This window comes from Pseudomonas parafulva NBRC 16636 = DSM 17004, from assembly GCF_000730645.1.
GTDB classification, from domain to species: Bacteria; Pseudomonadota; Gammaproteobacteria; order Pseudomonadales; family Pseudomonadaceae; genus Aquipseudomonas; species Aquipseudomonas parafulva.
The window spans coordinates 15,890-36,075 of the sequence record NZ_BBIU01000015.1 but is presented as its reverse complement, the minus strand read 5'-3'; the positions used below and the strand labels follow the sequence as shown (position 1 = coordinate 36,075).

17 protein-coding genes, 1 tRNA gene and 2 pseudogenes are annotated in these 20,186 nt (G+C 62.8%); 12 read left to right on the top strand and 8 right to left on the bottom strand.

From position 1 onward, the window contains the following. From PPA02S_RS11520 to PPA02S_RS11510, 4 genes and pseudogenes are all read right to left on the bottom strand, one after another. A partial coding sequence (locus tag PPA02S_RS11520; RefSeq protein WP_042141645.1) for a cation efflux transmembrane domain-containing protein occupies positions 1 to 558 on the bottom strand: 558 nt, incomplete at its 3' end. Between the two features lie 118 nt (positions 559 to 676). Beyond that, positions 677 to 1,432, bottom strand: coding sequence for a methyl-accepting chemotaxis protein (locus PPA02S_RS23640; protein ID WP_428829807.1), 756 nt, complete (start codon positions 1,430 to 1,432; stop codon positions 677 to 679). Positions 1,433 to 1,534: 102 nt separating this feature from the next. Continuing rightward, positions 1,535 to 2,524, bottom strand: a pseudogene (locus PPA02S_RS23635) (PDC sensor domain-containing protein); the annotation flags it as partial. A gap of 284 nt (positions 2,525 to 2,808) precedes the next feature. Continuing rightward, positions 2,809 to 4,161: an APC family permease gene (locus tag PPA02S_RS11510; protein ID WP_028634633.1), complete on the bottom strand. Its 1,353-nt coding sequence runs from the start codon at positions 4,159 to 4,161 to the stop codon at positions 2,809 to 2,811. A 440-nt stretch (positions 4,162 to 4,601) separates the two neighbouring features. On the opposite strand from PPA02S_RS11510, the gene PPA02S_RS11505 reads away from it, so the two are divergent. Both PPA02S_RS11505 and nadA read left to right on the top strand, forming a co-directional pair. Then, positions 4,602 to 6,110 carry a YdgA family protein gene (locus PPA02S_RS11505; RefSeq protein ID WP_028634634.1) on the top strand — a complete coding sequence of 503 codons (1,509 nt, stop codon included), beginning with the start codon at positions 4,602 to 4,604 and terminating at the stop codon, positions 6,108 to 6,110. A gap of 238 nt (positions 6,111 to 6,348) precedes the next feature. Continuing rightward, positions 6,349 to 7,407 carry a quinolinate synthase NadA gene (nadA, locus tag PPA02S_RS11500; protein WP_028634635.1) on the top strand — a complete coding sequence of 353 codons (1,059 nt, stop codon included), beginning with the start codon at positions 6,349 to 6,351 and terminating at the stop codon, positions 7,405 to 7,407. A gap of 152 nt (positions 7,408 to 7,559) precedes the next feature. Here nadA and PPA02S_RS11495 read toward each other — a convergent pair whose 3' ends face one another. Further along, positions 7,560 to 8,996, bottom strand: coding sequence for a M48 family metalloprotease (locus PPA02S_RS11495; RefSeq protein WP_028634636.1), 1,437 nt, complete (start codon positions 8,994 to 8,996; stop codon positions 7,560 to 7,562). Positions 8,997 to 9,116: 120 nt separating this feature from the next. On the opposite strand from PPA02S_RS11495, the gene PPA02S_RS11490 reads away from it, so the two are divergent. Then, complete coding sequence (locus tag PPA02S_RS11490) at positions 9,117 to 9,356, top strand: sulfurtransferase TusA family protein (RefSeq protein WP_028634637.1); 240 nt, start codon at positions 9,117 to 9,119, stop codon at positions 9,354 to 9,356. 19 nt (positions 9,357 to 9,375) lie between these two features. Next, a complete protein-coding gene (locus PPA02S_RS11485) occupies positions 9,376 to 10,446 on the top strand; it encodes an AI-2E family transporter (RefSeq protein ID WP_028634638.1) in 1,071 nt (356 codons plus the stop codon). A gap of 34 nt (positions 10,447 to 10,480) precedes the next feature. Here PPA02S_RS11485 and PPA02S_RS11480 read toward each other — a convergent pair whose 3' ends face one another. Further along, positions 10,481 to 10,954: a peroxiredoxin gene (locus PPA02S_RS11480; RefSeq protein WP_028634639.1), complete on the bottom strand. Its 474-nt coding sequence runs from the start codon at positions 10,952 to 10,954 to the stop codon at positions 10,481 to 10,483. A gap of 11 nt (positions 10,955 to 10,965) precedes the next feature. Next, entirely contained in the window at positions 10,966 to 11,526 is a 561-nt protein-coding gene (locus PPA02S_RS11475; protein WP_009682012.1) for a glycine cleavage system transcriptional repressor, read from the bottom strand. A gap of 259 nt (positions 11,527 to 11,785) precedes the next feature. On the opposite strand from PPA02S_RS11475, the gene dapA reads away from it, so the two are divergent. From dapA to PPA02S_RS11450, 5 genes are all read left to right on the top strand, one after another. Beyond that, positions 11,786 to 12,673 carry a 4-hydroxy-tetrahydrodipicolinate synthase gene (gene dapA / locus PPA02S_RS11470; protein WP_028634640.1) on the top strand — a complete coding sequence of 296 codons (888 nt, stop codon included), beginning with the start codon at positions 11,786 to 11,788 and terminating at the stop codon, positions 12,671 to 12,673. A 15-nt stretch (positions 12,674 to 12,688) separates the two neighbouring features. Continuing rightward, entirely contained in the window at positions 12,689 to 13,810 is a 1,122-nt protein-coding gene (bamC, locus tag PPA02S_RS11465; protein ID WP_028634641.1) for an NlpB/DapX family lipoprotein, read from the top strand. After that, positions 13,811 to 14,569, top strand: coding sequence for an MBL fold metallo-hydrolase (locus tag PPA02S_RS11460; RefSeq protein WP_028634642.1), 759 nt, complete (start codon positions 13,811 to 13,813; stop codon positions 14,567 to 14,569). A gap of 30 nt (positions 14,570 to 14,599) precedes the next feature. After that, entirely contained in the window at positions 14,600 to 15,310 is a 711-nt protein-coding gene (gene purC, locus PPA02S_RS11455) for a phosphoribosylaminoimidazolesuccinocarboxamide synthase (protein WP_011535129.1), read from the top strand. Positions 15,311 to 15,402: 92 nt separating this feature from the next. Then, positions 15,403 to 15,492 (top strand) — tRNA-Ser (locus PPA02S_RS11450). Positions 15,493 to 15,545: 53 nt separating this feature from the next. Here the strand turns inward: PPA02S_RS11450 and PPA02S_RS23630 are convergent. Further along, positions 15,546 to 15,641, bottom strand: a pseudogene (locus PPA02S_RS23630) (DUF3077 domain-containing protein); the annotation flags it as partial. 383 nt (positions 15,642 to 16,024) lie between these two features. Between PPA02S_RS23630 and PPA02S_RS11445 the strand changes: the two are divergent. The 3 genes from PPA02S_RS11445 to PPA02S_RS11435 are packed head-to-tail and all read left to right on the top strand — an operon-like array spanning position 16,025 to position 19,963. Further along, positions 16,025 to 16,885, top strand: a complete 861-nt coding sequence (locus tag PPA02S_RS11445; protein ID WP_028634643.1) for an SH3 domain-containing protein — start codon at positions 16,025 to 16,027, stop codon at positions 16,883 to 16,885. An 8-nt stretch (positions 16,886 to 16,893) separates the two neighbouring features. Beyond that, positions 16,894 to 18,744, top strand: a complete 1,851-nt coding sequence (locus PPA02S_RS11440; protein ID WP_028634644.1) for a hypothetical protein — start codon at positions 16,894 to 16,896, stop codon at positions 18,742 to 18,744. A gap of 10 nt (positions 18,745 to 18,754) precedes the next feature. Further along, the gene (locus PPA02S_RS11435) at positions 18,755 to 19,963 is read left to right on the top strand and encodes a hypothetical protein (protein WP_028634645.1); all 1,209 of its coding nucleotides are present in this window, start codon (positions 18,755 to 18,757) and stop codon (positions 19,961 to 19,963) included. The last annotated feature ends 223 nt before the right edge of the window (positions 19,964 to 20,186 follow it).

Genomic DNA, 20,186 nt, shown 5'->3' with positions numbered 1-20,186 from the left:
GCCAAAGCAGAATGCGATGAGCAAGGCCGCCGTGATACTGGCCGACATCACCCAGCCTTTCACATCCATGGCCACGAAGTCCGAGCGCAACTGGCGGTTGGCGCGGGCTTCCACCACGGCAATGGTCACGCAGGCGATCACCGTGAGCACCGCGTACACCATGGCAATGCCAAACTCCAGGTGTCGGCCGCCTTGCAGCAGGCTGCTGATGGCATTGATCAGCGCGTAGATGGCCACGCCGCTGAGCAGGATGCCGTTGAGCGCCAACACCATGGGTTCCAGGTGCCAGAAGCCCATGGTGAAACGCTCGCGCAGCTTGCGTGACATCTGCAGGCTGGTGGCATGCGCGGTGATCAGCCTGACCACCATCAGTGACAGCCCGCTCATGCTGGCGTCGACCAGCGAATACACACCATCGAACACGATGGAGAACGACCCGGACGCCAGGCCGAAGGCGATGCCGATGGTGGCGATGAACAGGGTCACAGCGATGGAGGTCCGTAACAGGCCCTGTTCGCTGGTGATGTCGAAGAAAGTGGATCTGCTTGGGTTTTGCATAATCAGTGTGCTCAGTAAAAACGTCGGTGCTGCGTTGCTTGCAAGGCCCCCTTTGCGAGGGCGCCGCCATGCCTGTGGGGGCGGGTTCACCCGCGAATCAGGTACATTGGCCCACAGGTTAGACGCGGAACTGTTCCATCAGCGCCTGTTGCTGGTTGGCAAGCTGGTTCAGCGACTGGCTGATGCGGGCTGACTCATCGGCTTGGCCGGCCAGCGACTCGGTCACATCGCGGATGCTGGCCACGTTGCGGTTCACCTCTTCGGCCACCGCGCTCTGCTCTTCTGCCGCCGAGGCGATCTGCAGGTTCATGTCGCTGATCACTGCCACCGCCTCACCAATACGCTGCAGGGCCGGTAACGCTCGCTCCATGCGCGCAGCGCTTTCCTGTGCCTGCTGCTGGCCGCCCTGCATGGCCCCCACCACGTCATGGGTACCTTGCTGCAAGCCTTCGATCACCTGGCGAATTTCATCGACCGACACCTGAGTGCGCTGGGCCAGCCCGCGCACTTCATCGGCTACCACCGCAAACCCACGGCCGGCCTCGCCCGCGCGGGCCGCTTCGATGGCAGCGTTGAGGGCCAGCAGGTTGGTCTGCTCGGCGATCGTGCGAATAACCTCCAGCACCGAGCCGATCTGCGCGCTGCGGTTTTCCAGTTCATGCGCTTCGGCCATGGCGGCGTTCATGCCGTCGGCCAGGCGGTCGATGCCCTGGCGGGTGCTGTCGATCAACTGCAACCCATCACGGCTCGCCTGGTCTGCAGCCCGCGCCGCCTCGGCCGCCTGCGAGGCGTTGTGGGCCACGTCCATCGCGGTGGCGCTCATTTCATTGGCTGCCGTGGCGACCTGCTCGATTTCCCGGTGCTGTTGTTGCATGCCATTGCTGGTCTGGGTGGCAATGGCTGCCGACTGGTCAGCTGTGGCGCGGGCCTGGTGCAGGGAGCCTTTGACCTGGGCAATGACCGGTTGCAGCTTGTCGAGGAAGCGGTTGAACGCGCCGGTGAGCAGGCCCAGCTCGTCCTCGCGGGCGTACTCCAGGCGCCGCGTCAGGTCACCTTCACCACTGGCGATGTCCTCCAGCCTGGCGGCTACAGCCAGGATGGGGCGTGTAACACCGCGCGCAGTCAGCCACACCAGCAGCAGGCCGATCAGTGCAGCAACCAGCCCGATCGTCAGGCTGGTGAGGTTGGCCTGCTGGCTGTGGGCCCCCAGGCGCTGGTTCAAGGCTACGGCCGGCGCCAGCAACACCGCTTGCGGCACCTCCAGCGTGACTTGCCACGGCGCGCTGCCTGGAATGGGCGCAAAGGGCTGCGTCACACGCATCACGCCGTCGGCTGCCGCTTGGGCAATCGGCTGGCCAAGCGTGTGCTCGTCGCGGCTGTTGCCGGCCAGCAAGCCGGCGGCGCTGGCAATGCTCACCTGGCCCTGGCCGTCGAACAACTCGCTGCGCCCGCTCAGGCTCAGTTGCTGCAAGGTTGCCAGGCCGATGTCCAGGCCTACGACGCCGACCACCTTGCCCCCTTCAAGCAATGGCAGGGCGATGCTGGTCATCAGCACCTGACTGCCGTTGACCTCATCGAGGTACGGCTCGAGCATGCAGGCCTTGGCTGTCTGCTGCGGGCAGGTCAGCCAGCGGTTTTTTGCCACGCCATTGGTGCCGATGCTGGTGTCGCCCAGCATCGACTCGGGCATGGCTTCCCGCTCCAGCATGCCAGGCTGCGGTTGCGACCAGTACAGCGAGAAGCGCCCTGCCTCATTGCTGCCAGATGCAGCATCGCCGCGGTGTTGGGTGTCCTGTTGGTCCAGGGCCTCTGGCTGGAATACCAGGTACAGGCCTATCACCTGCGGGTTGCCGGCCAGCGCAGTGCGCGCCTGCTGGGTGAGTGCGTCACGCAAGTCGCTGCCCCCGCGGGTCTTCAGGGCGCTCACCAGGCGGGCAAAGCCATTGGCGTACTGGTAGGTGTCCATGAAGTAGCGCTGAATGCGCAGTGCCTGGGTGTCGGCATGGGCCTGCAGGTTTTCCCGTGCGCTGTTGTCGAGCAGCTCGGTGCTGGTCTGGTTGACCAACGCCGCGCTGCGCCGCGCCTGGGCCAGGGATGTGGCCACCAGCACGGCAACGATGGCCAGCAGGCACAGCCCGGCAAGCAGGGTGATCTTCCACTGGATGGACAGGCGGCGCAGCAGCATGGGAAACCTCGTGAGTCATGGGGCAACGCCCGCGATCAGGCGCGGGCGTTGTGGTGGGGCAAGGGTCATTCGGCCACGTAGTTCGGGGGCGCTGCGCGGAACGCTTTGGTCAGCCAGGCCAGATACAGCAGCCCCAGTGTTGCCCACAGCCCGCCGAACAGCAGCGAATGCACGTTCAGGTCGAGCCACAGCGAGACGATGATGCAAAAGCCCGTGGTGGGCAGCACCAGGTACTTGAGCTGGTTGGCCAGGCCGCGACGGTTGCCCTCGCGCAGGTAGCAATGGTTGATCACCGACAGGTTGACGAAGCTGAACGCAACCAGCGCCCCGAAGTTGATGATGGACGTGGCGGTGACCAGGTCGAAGAAGATCGCCGACAGCGAAATCAGCCCCACCACCGCGATGTTCAGCACCGGGGTTTTGTAGCGCGAATGCAGGCGTGCAAAAACGCTGGGCGGGATTACCTTGTCGCGGCCCATCACGTAAAGCAGGCGTGACACGCTGGTTTGCGAGGCCAGGCCCGAAGCGATGGTGTTGATGACCGTGCACGCGATAAAGACCGACTGGAACAGCTTGCCGCCCACATACAGGGCAATTTCCGGCAGGGCAGCTTCCTGGTCATGGAAGCGTGCCATGGTCGGGAAGTAGGCCTGGATGAAGTACGACACAGTGATGAACACCAGGCCGCCGATCAGCGCGGTGAGGAAGATTGCCCGGGGGATGGTCTTGGCGGGGTCGCGGGTTTCTTCCGACAGGCAGGTCACGGCGTCGAAACCCAGAAACGAAAAGCACAGGATGGTCGCGCCAGCGGCCAGGGCGCTCAGCTGGGTTTGCTGGTCGGCGAACGGCAGCAGGCTCCAGGCCGTGCCCAGGCCTTCACCCTGGCCAAGGCCGCGTACGCACAGGTAAATGAACACGGCGATGATCGCCACCTGCACACCCACGAACAGCAGGTTGAAGTGTGCCACCAGGTTGACGCTGCGCATGTTGATCAGGCTGATGAGGGTGACAAAGCCGGCCACCCACAGCCATTGCGGTACCTCGGGGAACATGGCCGACAGGTAGAGCTTGGCCAGCAGTGCATTGACCATCGGCAGCAGCAGGTAATCCAGCAATGACGACCAGCCCACCAGAAAGCCTACGTGGGGGTTGATGGCGCGCTGGGTGTAGGTATAGGCCGACCCGGACTGCGGAAAGCGCTTTACCAGGGTGCCGTAGCTCACGGCGGTGAACAGGATGCCGGCCAGGGCCAGGATGTACGCACTGGGCACATGGCCGGCGGTGATGCCTGACACAATGCCAAAGGAGTCGAACACCGTCATGGGGGTGAGGTAGGCCAGGCCGATGATGATCACATGCCAGAGGCGCAGGGTCTTGCGGAGCTGGCCGTGGCCAGGGGTGCTGTGTTCAGGCTGCATGCTGGCGAGGCTCCTGCAGCAGGGCCTGGGCGGCGGGCACGGTCGATTGCGCATGCGGCAAGGGCGAGCGGATGGGCTCCATGTTGTTCACCTTTATGTTGGAGCGGCGAGGGGCGCGGTTGCGGCGCGCTGAGTGGTGAAAATAAAAAACGAAGGGTGACTGGGTGTCAAGTTAAACGTGACAGGAAGTGTCGTAATCGGAATATATATCGGGATAGACTACGAAGAACCCTCAATTTAATAGGGTTTTTAGCAAGTCGTACCCAATATGGGTGTTCGTAAAAATTAACGGGCAACCAGGGGTAATGGGACGGGTGGCTTCTCCGGCGTTTTCCGTTGGTTCGGAGCCAACAACCCCTGCCGCGCAATGCTACTCTTCGCATTCGACGCGGCCTTGATGCCGCCTGCACAACCCTTATGGACATCAATCGGTTCTATTCATGAAGAAATCAGTAGGCATTCTCTCCGGCTTGGCAGTCGCCATTGCCGTCGTAGTCATCGGTGGCGCCTGGTACACCGGCAAGCAGTTGCCGGCCGAGCTTGATGTCGCCCTGGCCCGCAGCAATGCGCAGTTGCAGAAGGCCCTGGTGACCACCGGTGGCACCATGACCATCGAGCGCGTTTCGCTCGAACAGCACTGGTTCATCAGCACCGCCCAGTACCGTCTCAAGGCACGGGATATCAATGTGGGTGAGGGCGAGGTGGCGAACTTCGACCTGGGTGTCACAGACCAGATCGAGCACGGCCCGTTCCCGTGGTCCAGGGTCAAGGCATTGAAGCTGATGCCGGTGATGGCGTTGAGCAACAGTACCCTGGACAAGGACGACGCTACTGCTGCCTGGTACGCCGCCGCCGGCGAACAGGTGCCATTAAGCGCCCAGACCAGCCTGGCCTACGGTGGTGGCGTGACCAGCCAGGTGCGCCTGGCGCCGGCCAAGGTCGACGAGGCCAATGGCAACAGCCTGGACTTCTCGGGCATGGACCTGGAGGTCAGCGGTGACCAGGAGGGTAAAGACTCTCGGTTCCACGGCCAGGCCGATCGGCTGGTCATGAAGCTGGTGCGTGACGACCAGCCGCCTGCCACCTTCGAGCTGCAGGGCCTGAAACTCGGCGGCAAGCTCGCGGCCACCGCGCATGACAATATCTACACGGGTAATGCCGACCTGTACCTGGCCGAAGCCAAGGTCACGCTGGGGCCACGGCAGCAAGTGCTGGTGATGAAGGGGCTGGAGCAGAACGCCCTGCAAACCCTTGAAAAGGGCGACAATGTCGGCGCTCGTGTCGAGTACAAGGTCGATGACATTACCTGGGATGGGCGTGCGGTCGGCAAGGGGCAGCTGGTCGTTAGCCTGAACTCGATCAACGCGCCCGCGCTGCAGGCTCTGTCCCTCTGGTACAAGGCGCACCTGCCGGAGTTCGAGGCAGCTTCCGCTGCAGGCCAGCCGGCGCCGCAAATCAACATGGATGCAGCCGAGAAAGCCAAGTTTCAGGCTGACTTGACCCAGCTGCTGGCGGCCAAGCCCAAAGTGGCCATCGAAGACCTGACCTTCAAGACGGCTAACGGCGAGAGCCACTTCAACCTGGCGATGGACTTTGCCGCCCCTGCCACATTCGACCAGCCATCGGACCAGCTGGCAAGGCAGATCATCACCCAGGTCAAGAGCAAACTGTCCCTGTCCAAGCCAATGCTGGGCGACCTTGCCACCCTGCAGGCGCTGCTGGACGGGCAGACCGACGCGCAGGCCATTGCCATGCAGTCGAGCCAGGCGGGTGAAATGGCCGGCATGATGGCGCTGCAGAGCGGCCTGGCTACCGTGCAGGGCAATGACGTGGTCAGTGCCTTGCACTATGCCGATGGCAAGGTCGATTTCAACGGCAAGAAAATGACCGTCGAAGAGTTCGCCATGCTGGTCACCACCCAGCTGGGAATGCTCACGCCAGACCGCTGAGTATTGGCCTGCCCGCAGTGTTCGCAGCTGGCCATGCTGGCTGCCGACACTGCTCTACCCACCCCGCAAAAACCGCTTTGGAAATCTCGGGTTTGGCTGTAGCCTTCGGCGTCCATAATAATCCGCGCCCGCAGAGGGCCGTGGCGGCCTGCGCGCCGTCCGGCACCCCTAGCCGAACTGCCAGGGCCGGGTGATACACTCGATTTGACGCGCGCAGGCGCCTGCAGGTCCAGCGATCATGACCCAGATTTCCGAACGCCTGTTGGTTCAGGCCCACCTCGACGCCAAGCAGCCTCACCCGCTCACCGCCGAGCAGGAGGCCGATTACCGTGCGGCCATTGCTGCCGAGCTGAAGGCGCAGAACGCCGTGCTGGTGGCCCATTACTACTGTGACCCGGTTATCCAGGCGCTGGCCGAAGAAACCGGCGGCTGCGTGTCCGATTCGCTCGAAATGGCCCGTTTTGGCAAGAACCACCCGGCCCAGACCGTGATCGTGGCCGGTGTGCGCTTTATGGGCGAGACGGCCAAGATCCTCACCCCGGAAAAGCGCGTGCTGATGCCCACCCTCGAGGCGACCTGCTCGCTCGACCTGGGCTGCCCGGTGGAGGAATTCTCGGCCTTCTGCGACAAGCACCCCGAACGCACCGTGGTGGTGTACGCCAACACGTCGGCCGCCGTGAAGGCTCGCGCCGACTGGGTGGTGACGTCCAGCTGCGCCCTGGAAATCGTAGAAAGCCTGATGGACAACGGCGAAACCATCATCTGGGGCCCGGACCAGCATTTGGGCCGCTACATCCAGAAGCAGACCGGCGCCGACATGTTGCTGTGGGATGGCGCCTGCATCGTGCACGAAGAGTTCAAGTCGCGTCAGCTGGCAGACATGAAAGCGTTGTACCCGGACGCGGCGATTCTGGTACACCCCGAGTCACCGGAGTCGGTGATCGAACTGGCCGATGCAGTGGGCTCCACCAGTCAGTTGATCAAGGCGGCTCAAACCCTGCCCAACAAGACCTTCATCGTGGCCACCGACCGTGGCATCTTCTACAAGATGCAGCAGTTGTGCCCGGACAAAGTGTTCGTGGAAGCGCCCACCGCCGGCAACGGCGCGGCGTGCCGCAGTTGTGCCCACTGCCCGTGGATGGCCATGAACACCTTGGAGCGCGTGCTTGATTGCCTGCGCAACAAGACCGGGGAAATCTTCGTTGACCCGGCCCTAGTGCCCAAGGCGATCAAACCCCTGAACCGCATGCTGGACTTCACCCAGGCAGCACGCCTGAAACTCTCCGGCAATGCCTGACGCCAGAGCGCGTCGTCTTCTTCGCGGGTAAACCCGCTCCCGCAGCCGGTATGGGTCCCCAGAGGGTGTGCAGTACCATTAGGCGGTGCGATACCTGTGGGGGCCATGCAGGTGCAAGCCCTGTGGGAGCGGGTTCACCCGCGAAGGGGCCCTTAGCGGCCCATCATCTCCCTTACCATGCGCTGCTGCTCCATGATCTCGCGCTGACGCTGGTCGATCTGCGAGGCCAGCGGGAAATTCCCGCCCGCGCGGCGCTTGGCGTAATCAAGCTGCTGGATCGCCTGGTCGAAATCTCCCACCAGCGTGAAGTACTCAGCGCGCGCGCGGTGCAAGCCGATGGTGTTGCCCGACAAGCCGCGCACCTCGGCCATGTCGTACCAGATGTCCGGGTCGTCCGGGCGGCTTTTGATCAGGTCGTCGAGCACCTTCTCGGCTTCGACAGGTTTGTTCTGCTTCACCAGCAAATCGGCCCGTACCTGCTTGAGTGGGTAGTTGCCCGGGTACAAGCCCTGCATGCGCTCGGCCCGCTGTTGCGCATCGCTCAGGCGGTTGTTGGTGATGTCCAGGTCAATCTGCGCCAGGTTGTAGGTGATGTCGTTGGGGGCCTTGGCCAGCAAGGGCTTCAGCAGCTCCCGCGCTTCGTTCAGCTGGCCACCCTTGATCTGCGCCAGGGCAAGGCCATAGCGGGCGGCATCCAGTTTCGGGTCATCATCGAGCTGGGCGCGGAAACGCTTGGCTGCCAGGCCCGGCGTGCCCTCGTAGGTCAGCGCTACCCTGGCGCGGATCAACTGGTAACGCAGGCTGTCTTCCACCCCGCCTTTGGGCGCCTGTTCGGCACGGTTGCGGGTGTCGGCGATACGCGACTCGGTCACCGGGTGAGTGAGCAAGAACTCCGGCGGCTTGGCATCGTAGCGATACTGCCGCGCCAGGCGTTCGAACATGGTCGGCATATTGCGCGGGTCGTAGCCGGCCTTTTCCAGGTTCTGGATACCGATGCGGTCGGCTTCCTGCTCGTTCTGCCGCGAAAACCGGCGCTGCTCCTGAATGGCTGCCGCCTGGGTGCCGGCGATCATGCCGATACCCGCATCCCCGGCACCGCCCGCCGCCAGCACGATACCTGCCAGCAGCGCGGCCATCATCGGCAGCTGCATGCGTTGCTGGGCTTCCACGCCCCGGGCGAAGTGGCGTTGCGACAAGTGCGCCAGCTCGTGCGCCAGCACCGAGGCATACTCGCCCTCGGTTTGCGCATTGAGGAACAGCCCACCGTTGACACCCACAATGCCACCCGGGGCTGCGAAGGCGTTCAGCTCGCGGCTGTCGATGAGGATGAACTCCAGGCGCCGGTCCTGCAGTTGGCTGGTTTCGGCCAGGCGGTACACGCTGGTTTCCACGTAGTCCTTGAGCTGCGGGTCGTTCAGCTGGTTGACCTGCCCGCGCAGGAGGCTGAGCCAGGCGCGGCCCAGCTGGTGCTCCTGCTGCGGCGAGACGATCGCCGAACTGGCATCACCCAGCGAGGGCAGGTCGTCCGCGTGGCCAGGAAGGGCCAGCAGGCACGCCAGCGTCAGCAGGGTAGGGCGCAGTAAATTCATGCACGAGGCTCGCGTTGGTCAAAGATAGCTACTGTAGCGGGCTCACACGTTGGCGACCAGTGGCGCTATCCTTACCGGCCGATCAGCCAGCAGCCCGGCGTTGCCCTAGGAGAACCCTGCATGAGTACCCCCCTGACCTGTGATGCCGAGCTGGACGCCAGCGGGTTGAACTGCCCGTTACCGCTGCTCAAGGCCAAGATGGAACTCAACCGCCTGCCTGGCGGCGCGGTACTCAAGGTGATCGCCACCGATGCAGGCTCCCAGCGCGACTTCCGCACTTTCGCCCGGTTGGCCGGTCATACCCTGCTGCACGAAACGGCCGAGGCCGGTACTTATACCTACTGGCTGCGCAAGGCCTGAGTCTTCCCAAGGATCGTCAATGTTCAAAGTGCTTCGCGACTGGGTACAGCGCTACTTCTCGGATGAAGAGGCAGTGGTGCTGGCGGTGTTGCTGTTTCTGGCCTTCACGGCAGTGCTCACACTGGGTGGCATGCTGGCGCCGGTGCTGGCGGGTATGGTGCTGGCGTTTCTGATGCAAGGCCTGGTCAATGCCCTGGAGCGCCTGCGTGTGCCCACCCGGCTGGCGGTGATGCTGGTGTTCGCCCTGTTCATGGGGGCGTTGGCGGTGGTCATGCTGGTGCTGGTGCCCCTGCTGTGGCACCAGCTGATTACCCTGTTCAACGAACTGCCCGGCATGCTGGGCAAATGGCAGTCGTTGTTGCTGCTTTTGCCAGAGCGCTACCCGCACTTGGTATCGGACGAGCAGGTACTGCACGCCATCGAGTCGGTGCGTGGCGAAATCGGCAAGTTTGGCCAATGGGCGCTCACCTTCTCCCTGTCCAGCCTGCCGCTGCTGGTCAACGCCATGATTTACCTAGTGCTGGTGCCCATTCTGGTGTTCTTCTTCCTCAAGGACCGCGAACTGATCGGCCGCTGGGTCAGTGGCTACCTGCCGCGCCAGCGCACCCTGTTGAACCGGGTGGGCAGCGAGATGAACCGGCAGATTGCCAACTACATCCGGGGCAAGGGCATCGAGATTCTGATCTGCGGCATTGCCACCTACATTGCCTTCATCAGCCTGGGCCTGAACTATGCGGCGCTGCTGGCGCTGTTGGTGGGGCTGTCGGTGGTGGTGCCCTACGTGGGGGCGGTGGTGGTGACTGTGCCAGTGACGCTGATCGCGCTGTTCCAGTGGGGCTGGGGCGACCAGTTCATTTACCTGATGACCGTGTACGCCATCATCCAGGCGCTGGACGGCAACGTGCTTGTGCCGCTGCTGTTCTCCGAAGCGGTGAGCCTGCACCCGGTAGCGATCATTTGCGCGGTGTTGCTGTTTGGCGGGTTGTGGGGGTTCTGGGGGATTTTCTTCGCCATCCCGCTGGCGACCCTGATCAAGGCCGTGCTGGACGCCTGGCCCCGGCAGGAGCCCAGCGTTTCGCCGTTGCTCTGAACAGATCAGGGCTGCCAGGCAGCCCTGATCACTTTCAACCCTCGTTCAGCGCCTGGGCTGCCGCCAATACGGCATCCACGTGCCCTGGCACCTTCACCCCGCGCCATTCCTGGCGCAGCACACCGTTTTTGTCGATCAGGAAGGTACTGCGGTCCACGCCCAGGTATTCCTTGCCATACAGCTTCTTCAGCTTGATCACGTCGAACAGTTGGCACAGGGCCTCGTCCTTGTCGCTGATCAGCTCGAACGGAAAGCCCTGCTTGGCCTTGAAGTTCTCGTGCGATTGGATGCCATCGCGCGACACGCCGAACACTACGGTGTTGGCAGCGGCGAACGCCGGGTGCTGGTCGCGGAACCCCTGGCCTTCAGTGGTGCAGCCCGGGGTGCTGTCCTTCGGGTAGAAGTACACCACCACCTGCTGGCCCTTGAGCCCGGCCAGGCTCACGGTGTGGCCGCTGGTGGCCTGGGCCTGGAAGTCGGCAACGGGTTGGTCGAGTGCTACGGCCATCGGGGGCTTCCTTACATAGGGTTCTGGGGGCGCCACGGTTCGATCAGTGCATCCAGGTTCAGCGCGTCGGCAAAGTCCAGGAACTGGTCACGCAACCAGCTGATTTGGGTGCCGGCTGGCAGGATCACGGTGAACTGGGCATTGAGCATGCTGCTGCCAGTTTGCGGCGCCAGGTAGGTGTCGCACGTCATGGCTTCGAGCTCGACGCGGTGGTCGAGGAAGAACTGGCACAGCTCGTTGATGATGTCCGGGCGGTACGCGGCGCTCACGTAGGCCACGTACGGCAGCGCCTGTGGGCGCACTTCCTGGTCGGCACTGCGCACCACGTCCAGGGTCAGGCCGTGCTTCTTGCCAAGGCTGGGCAGCATGGCTTCGAGGCGCGCCAGGGCGTCCCAGCTGCCGCCTACCTGCAAGACCAGAGCGCTGGTCTCGCCGTGGCGGCTCAGGCGCGAGGTGACCACCGCGCAGCGGTTTTCGAAGGCGGCGCGGCTGAGCACGTTGGCCAGCTCCATGGGGTTGGGCCCCAAGGCGCTGATGACGAGGAATTGTTCGCGGACAGTGGGGGTGGACATGCAGCATTCCTAAAGCGATGAGCGGTCGGTGCAGGACGGGCGAAAGCCTCCTGCCGGCAGGGCCCGGGGCTCGCATGCGAGGCCATGAACGCTGGCGGGGAGCAAGGTCGACGGCCCGACGGGCCGTGCTGCACCGATCAAAGCATCAAGGGTAGCGAAATAAGCCGCTGAGGGGAATGCTCCGCCCGCCTGCTTCGCTTGTACAAGGCCGATGCCCCCAGTACCATTACCGCTCTCTTTTTCCGGCAGGAGCAGTTACATGATTGCGGGCAGTATGGTGGCATTGGTCACTCCCATGGATGCACAAGGGCGTCTTGACTGGGAAAGCCTCGACAAGCTTGTAGACTTCCACCTGGAAAACGGCACCCACGCCATCGTCGCCGTCGGTACCACCGGCGAGTCCGCCACGCTCGATGTCGAAGAGCACATCCTGGTCATCAAGCACGTGGTCGAGCGCGTCAAGCGCAGCAACCACCACGTGCCGGTCATCGCCGGCACCGGTGCCAACTCCACTGCCGAAGCGGTGCACCTGACCCAGAACGCCAAGAATGCCGGTGCCGATGCCTGCCTGCTGGTGGTGCCGTACTACAACAAGCCGACGCAAGAAGGCCTATACCAGCACTTCAAGCACGTTGCCGAAGCCGTCGACATCCCGCAGATCCTGTATAACGTACCTGGCCGCACTTCCTGCGACATGCAGGCTGACACCGTCATCCGCCTGTCGAAGGTCAAGAACATCATCGGCATCAAGGAAGCGACCGGCGACATGGCCCGCGCCAAGGCCATCCTGGAAGGCGTCGACAGCGACTTCATCGTGCTGTCCGGTGACGACCCGACTGCCGTCGAGCTGATCCTGATGGGCGGCAAGGGTAATATTTCCGTCACGGCCAACGTCGCCCCGCGCGAAATGGCCGACCTGTGCGAGGCCGCCCTTGCGGGCAATGCCGAGAAGGCCCGCGCAATCAACGACACGCTCATGCCCCTGCACAAAGACCTGTTCTGCGAGTCCAACCCGATCCCGGTCAAATGGGCGCTGGTTGAAATGGGCCTGATGAAAAAAGGCATTCGCCTGCCACTGACCTGGCTGAGCGAAGGCTGCCACGACAAAGTCCGTACTGCCCTGCGCCAGTCCGGCGTACTGGTTTAAGAGGAAGTACCCCGCATGAAGCGACTGGCTGGTCTTTCCGCCCTTGCCCTGATCATCTCCAGCACCAGTGGGTGTGGCTGGCTGTGGGGCGAAGATGGCTATTTCCGCGACCGCGGCAGCGATTACCTGCAGGCGCACCCCACTGCGCCCATGCAGCTGCCTTCGGACGTGAGCGGCGTCAAGCGCCTCGACCCCCTGCTGCCGATTCCACGCAACGTTGCCGACGACAGCGTCGCCGGCGAGTTCGTGGTGCCGCGCCCGCAACCCTTGACCGGCGGTGCCGGCCAGGCCACTGACTACAGCCTGCAGCGCAGCGGCACCAGCCGTTGGGTGCTGGCCCAGCATGCGCCAGCCGAAGTGTGGCCGGTGGCCCGTCAGTTCTTCGAGGACAACGGCTTCCGCATCGCTGAAGAGCGCCCGCAAACTGGCGAATTCAACACCACCTGGCAGCGCTTCGACGAGCTGTCGGCGTCCATGGGCCAACGCCTGGCCAGCACTGCCAGCAGCGCCAACAGCGACGTGCGCGTGCGGGTGCGTATCGAGCCAGGCGTGCAGCGCAACACCTCCGAGGTGTACGTGGTCAGCGTCGAGCGCCCGGCCGGCAGCAGCGCCGAGCCCGACTTCCCGTCCACCTCCACCAACACCGGCGCCGATGCGCTGCTGGTCGACGAACTGCTGGCCAGCATGAACCGCAGCGCCGAGAAAGGCGGTTCGGTGTCGCTGCTGGCAGAGCGCGACTTCGATGTGCCAAGCCGCGTCAGCCTCAGCGAAGACGGCAGCGGTAACCCGGTACTGTTCCTGGGTGCCGACCTGGACCGTGCCTGGTCCAGCGTGGGCCGTGCCCTGGAGCAGGGCGGCGAATGGCGTGTCGAAGACATCAACCGCAGCCTGGGCCTGTACTACATCAACCTGTCCGAAAAGCCTGAAGACAAGCAGAACCAGCCTGGCTTCTTTGGCCGCATGTTCGGCAGCGAGCCCACCAAGGAAGAGCGCGAAGCCCGTGCCGAGCGCTACCAGGTCCGCCTGAGCAAGGTGGGTGAGAGCGTGCAGGTTACTGTCGAGAAAAACATCAACACCGTGGCCCCGGCCGATGTCGCCCGCCGCGTGCTGAGCGCCATTCAGGACCACCTGGGCTAAGTGCGCTTCGCGGTACTCGGAAGCGGCAGCCAAGGGAACGGCACGCTGATCGCCAGTGGTGACACCTTCATCCTGGTCGACTGCGGGTTTTCCCTGCGTGAAACCGAGCGGCGCCTGGCGCTGCTCGGGGTCTCGGCAGCACAACTCAGTGCGGTGCTGGTTACCCACGAACATGCCGACCACGTGCATGGGGTGGGCCTGCTGTCACGGCGCTACAATGTACCGGTCTACCTCAGCCAGGGCACCTTGCGCGGTTTGCGCAAACCGGTGGAGGTGGCCGGTTTTCTCGCGTGTGGGCAAAGCCTGCAAATCGGTAGCCTCGAGGTTACCGCCGCGCGGGTCGAGCATGATGCCTATGAGCCGTTGCAGTACGTGGCCAGTGATGGCAAGCACCGGTTTGGCATGCTGACCGACCTTGGCTCGTACGATGCGCGGTTGCTGGAGCGTTACCATGGCCTGGATGCGTTGCTGATCGAGGCCAACCACTGCCGTGACATGTTGGCGCGCGGCCATTACCCGTACTTTCTCAAGCAGCGGGTAGGGGGCATGCAAGGGCATTTGAACAATCATCAGGCCGCAAGCCTGGTGCAGGAGTTGGGCTGGAGCAACCTGCAGCACCTGGTGCTGGCCCACCTCAGCAGCAAGAACAACCTGCCACACCTGGCCCGCCAGTGCTTCGTCGACACCCTTGGGTGCGACCCTGGCTGGCTCCAGGTGGCAAACCAGGAACACGGGCTCGACTGGCGCGAAATCGCCTAGCCCAACACCTCAAGCAAGCGGAGCCCAATCATGGAAAAACGCGACGAACTCTACCGCGGCAAGGCCAAATCGGTTTACAAGACCGACGACGCCGACCGCTTGATCCTGCTGTTCCGCAACGACACGTCGGCGTTCGACGGCAAGCGCATCGAGCAGCTCGACCGCAAAGGCATGGTGAACAACAAGTTCAACGCTTTCATCATGCAGAAACTGGAAGAAGCCGGCGTGCCGACCCAGTTCGACAAGCTGCTGGGCGACAACGAGTGCCTGGTGAAGAAGCTGGACATGATCCCTGTGGAATGCGTAGTGCGTAACTATGCTGCCGGCAGCCTGGTCAAGCGCCTGGGCGTGGAGGAGGGCATCAAGCTGGAGCCGTCCACCTTCGAGCTGTTCCTGAAAAACGACGAGAAGGGCGACCCCTTCATCAACGAATCCCACGTTGTCGCTTTCGGCTGGGGCACCGCCGAGCAGCTGGTCGAAATGAAAAAGCTGTCGCTCAAGGTCAACGAAGTGCTGAGCAAGCTGTTTGATGACGCCGGCCTGCTGCTGGTCGACTTCAAACTGGAATTCGGCGTATTCCACGGTCAGATCGTGCTGGGCGACGAGTTCAGCCCCGATGGCTGCCGCCTGTGGGACAAGGAAACCCGCAAGAAGATGGACAAGGACCGCTTCCGTCAGGGCCTGGGCGATGTGATCGAAGCGTATGAAGAAGTGGCCAAGCGCCTGGGCGTGCCGCTGTAACGCGCCAGTTCACGCAAGCACCTGATACCACGTGGTTTTTTAGAAAATAAAGGTTTGCGTTTTCAAAATTCGCTGGTATGATGCGCGGCATTGGAGAGATGCCGGAGTGGTCGAACGGGACGGATTCGAAATCCGTTGTACTGGCAACAGTACCTAGGGTTCAAATCCCTATCTCTCCGCCATACAAGATGAAGCCCCTATTAGCGAAAGCTTTCAGGGGCTTTTTCGTTTTTGGCTACTTTTTCATCATCCCCAGCTCAGCATCATCCAGCAGCGCCTTGGCCATGGCGCTGAGTGAGTGCGAGGCCCAGATCAACTTTTGGTTACCTTCCTCGGGGCGTCGGTTGGCATTTGGTATTTCTCTGGAATTTAGGATGTCTCTGCTGGCCTCTTCGCGGGTAAACCCGCTCCCACTGGGTGCGGGGGAGTGCCGGTGGTGCGGGGTAAACCGTCCCCAGCAACATTTTGTCTTGAACTCCCCACTGCACCTCGCGCTACAATGCGCCTTCTAGACCCTCTCACGCCCAGATCAAACGCCGTAATGAGTACGTGCGCCGGGTGGTGACCCTGTTCTGACATGGATTCGTTGGATGCCTCGCGCCTTACCGGTCCGGCTCTACGCCGCCCCTCTAAGATCCCCGCATAACGTCGCATGCTGCTGCCAGTGCCTGGCTGCGGTACGTCGCTGTGCGCACAGAAAATGGAGTTTTTCCCTTGCGTAACACATTCGTCGCCTCCCTTCTGGCCGTGGCCATCGCCTGTACCACGTCCTGCGCACAGCTTGGCATCAGCAAAGAGCAAGCGGGCACCGTTATCGGTGGCCTGGCCGGTGTGGCCATCGGTTCCACCATGGGCAGTGGCAACGGCAAGCTGGCCGCTGCGCTGATCGCAGGCGGTATCGGCGCATACGTGGGCAACCGCATCGGCAACATGCTCGACGAGAAGGACCAGCAGGCCTTGGCCCTGCGCACCCAAGAGGTGTTGAGCCAGCAGCAGGCCACGGCCAGTGCCCAGCCCGTAACCTGGAAGTCCGACCATTCCGGCGCCACCGCTCAGATCGTGCCGGGCAAGGAATACACCAAGACCAAGCAGGTTGAGGTCAAGCGCGCGCCGAAGATTCAGGCCGTACCGTCGATGAAGCTGATCAACGAACCCTACGTGACTGTCAGCGACAACCTGAACGTGCGTGCGGCCCCCAACCCGGCCGGGGAGAAGGTGGGCAGCCTGAAGAACCACACCGAATTCACCGCAGTGGGCTCCACCGGGGACTGGATCCTTGTCGGACGCAAGGGTGTGACCGTGGGTTACGTGCACAAGAACTATGTGGAGCCCAAGGCCCAGGCCGTGGCCAAGCGGGTAACTCCAGCGGTCAACTTGGATGAGCTGGACGTTGCCGCCAGCAAGGAAACCCAGGGCTTTGACCTGGATTCGCTGCAATCGCTGCCCACTCAGACGGTGGCCGCCGAAGCGGCCTGCCGCCCGGTTACCGTCAGCCTGAAATCGCAAAGCGGCCAGACCGAGCAAGAGCAGAGCACCTTCTGCAAACAAGCCAACGGCACCTGGGAACTGATCTGAGGAATTTCATGAAAAAGCACGCGCTTGCGCTGGCTGTGATCGGCGCTTGTGGTTTGGCACCACAGGCATTCGCCCATGAGCTGGCATTCTCTAAAAAGGACAACATCAAGGTCGAAGTGCCCGGGGATGCGGCGAACTGGTGCAAACCTGAGGTCCAGATGACCATCAGCCGCCCGGCCTGGGACAACCAGGACATGCTCTCAGGCCTGTTGACCAAGCTGCCGTTCGTGTTCGCCAAGGACTGCCCGACAGCCAAGGTAAACTGGAAGGCCGTTGATGCCAAAGGCGGGCTCTACGCCAGCGGCTCCGGCACGGCCAGCAACCTCGGCCTGGTGACCTTGGCCAAGGCACCTGCCGCCCCAGCCGAACCAGCACCACCTGCTCAGCCCGAAGCACCCGTCGCTGCCACTGCTCCTGCTGCTCCCGCCGCCGCGTCTGCGGGTGAGCCCGCCCCTGTCGAGGTACCACCGGCCAAGGTAGAACCTGCCCCGGCCCCTTCCGTTGCTGCCTCGCCAGTCACGGCCCCGGCGGCCGAGGCCCCCGCGCCAGCCCCGGCCGCTCCACCTGTCGCGCCGCCGGCTACCGCCGTCGCTGCGGCCCCCGTATCGGACTTTGGCCGGTCCGTGGTCCTGGAAAACCCCAAACTGATGCAGGTCACCGACGGCGGCGGGTGCAAGTGGGTGCTCAGCACGTCGATCATCAGCGATGGCGATACCTTGTCGTTTGGCACCACGCCAGCCATGCCATGCCCTGCATCCGGTTTTGGTGAGGGCAGCTTCGAGAAGATCAGCTGGAAAGCGGTGGGCACCTACCGTGGCGATAACTGGAACCGCGTGTACGTCCACCCGAGCGGTTTGATCTTTACCAAAGCCCTGGAGCCTGCGGTCAAGAACAAGGCCGTTTCCTATCTTGCAGCCGATGCCGACCAGGCTGTGTTTCTGCTTGGCGAAATTCCCGACCGGCAGATGAAGGTGTACCTGGCCTTCACCCGCAGTAGCTATGGTGTGCTGCGCCCTTTCGGTAGCGAACCCTACTACGTGGCGGTCACCCCGGACGAATCGTTCGCCCTGGATGCGGCCAAGTACAAAGAAACCGCGCTGGCGATTTTCGACCTGGTGAAGACACTGTCGCCGACCACCACGGACGTGGCCGACCTGTTGATCGTCAAAGACGTGTCGGCGGTTACCAACAGGATGTGGGGTAACGATGCGCAGAAAATCACCCGCAACCGTATCGGCATCAACCGCCAGGGGCTGTTCTTCGATGTACGCGACGGCACCAACTGGGCGGTGCAGCGCGAGCAGCAGCGTGTGCGTGAGCAGCGCCAGCGCCAGCAGGAACTCGCCCGTGTGCACACCCGTGTGCTGGAGCGCTACCAGCAGTTGCAGGACGGCATGCTCGAATTCAAGGGCCGCGAAACCGAAGCCCTGGCGCAGATGGCCGGTATCACGGTGCGCTTTGCATCGCCATTGGCCCAGCAAAACCCGTCGAGTTCGGCCCGGGTGACGCCAATGATGGTGCACGTCACCGGCAAGAAGGGTGACTTCTATACCCTGGACTTCCCCAGCAAGGGCCGCCTGGTGGCTGAAGAGGAGTACAGCGAGGGCTGGTACGTGGCACAGGTAGCCAACGCTACGCCGTACTACCCGCTGGATGACGGCCGCGCGATCCCTACCTACCGGGCCTACAGCGTGGGCGAGCCTGAGGCTTGCAAGCAGGACCGCTGCGCAGACAGGGTGTCGTTCGGCGCCGTGCTGGCCAAGGAGTTCCCCAACGCCGGCATCGATTTCAGCTGGACCCCAGAGGTCTCCCAAAAGTACGTGAACGACTGGAACAACGCTTCCGCCATGGTCCAGTGAGGGAAACACCATGATCAAACAGATGAACCACAAGCAACTGCTGATAGGCGGTGTGGCCGCTGCGGTACTGGTGCTCGGCGGTGGTTATGCGCTGATGGCCAACTCGGGCAAGAAGGCCGCCCTGGCTTACTACGACGATTTCAAGGAGCGTTATTTCCTCGAAGATGTGTTGTCGGAAGGGGAGGTGTCTTACTCGGCGTTCTCCGGCAACCTGACAGTGGCCGACCCCGAGATCCGCGTGGCGGCAGCGCAAACCAACGGCACCCAGCAGTTCATGCGGGGCCTCGCCGGCATGATGGAGTCGGTTCAGGGTGTGTCGGCCGGTGAAGGCCTGGCAGGCTGGACGAAATATCAGCTCAGTGCCAGCCGCGAGGGTGCCGGGGCGTACCTGAAGGCCGATGCGCTGAAACTGGCCCATGATGGCGACAACAAGGATGGCAGCATTCACATCCAGTTGCTGGGCATGCAGATGGCCAACCCCTTCGTTGCCACCAAGGGTGCCGAAGTTGTACTGGTGGCTGATGTGAGCGACGAAATCCAGCCGCGCGCCGAGCTTGCCGCCAACGGCCGGGCCACCCAGTCGAACTTTGCCTGGGGTACCAACATGGCCGTGCGCCAACCGGTGACCGGTGCGTTTCTGGTCAGCAGCACCGGTGAGTTTGGTACCACGGTCGACGTCGATTTCACCCTCAAACGCTCCAGTGATGGCGAGGGCTCCATGGAGTTGGTGGTCACCCACCGCAATGACGGTTCCAAGGTGGGTGAGATCGTGCGCAAAGCTGAGTTCCAGTCGCTGCCAGAGCTGGACGACGTTGAAACTCAGCTCAAAGGGGCGCTCAGTGCGATGCTGGTCGGGGCGTTGAGCCCCTACGGTGGCCAGGCCGTGTTGGCCGAAGCGGTCAGCGGTTTTGCCCGCAAGGCGAAGGTGCAGAACTACTCACTCACCTACAGCGGCTTCGAACCGCTGAAGGCAGCTTACGACAGTTATCTGCAACAGGTGCCCAAGGCCAAGTTCGCGGCGTTCTGTGATGAGGTGGGGCTGTCGATGTGGAGCAGTGACTTTGGTGCCAAGGGCAAGGACCACAGCGACTCGGAATGCGCCATCGCGCAAAAGCTGGTTGCAGATGGCAAGTTCGAAGAACAGTACACCTTCAAGGAAGGCAAAAGCCTGTTTGCCGCACTGTTTGTCAGCAAGGCCTATCAACTGGAAACCAACTAACCGATCAGCTGCTCATGGAAACAGTCTCGGGCATTTCTACTGCCCGAGACTGCTCGCATGAGCAAGTTTCTCTTCGAGCCCGCTATTTCGTCTGCTCGCGGCGGATTGCGATGAATGATGCCTCTGGATGATGTAACCCCCAGAGGCATCACCCAAGGTAGAAGCAGGTCTTGCCGACGGTGGTGGGGGCTTTTGGGGCGTCGGTTGGCATTGTGGTATTTCC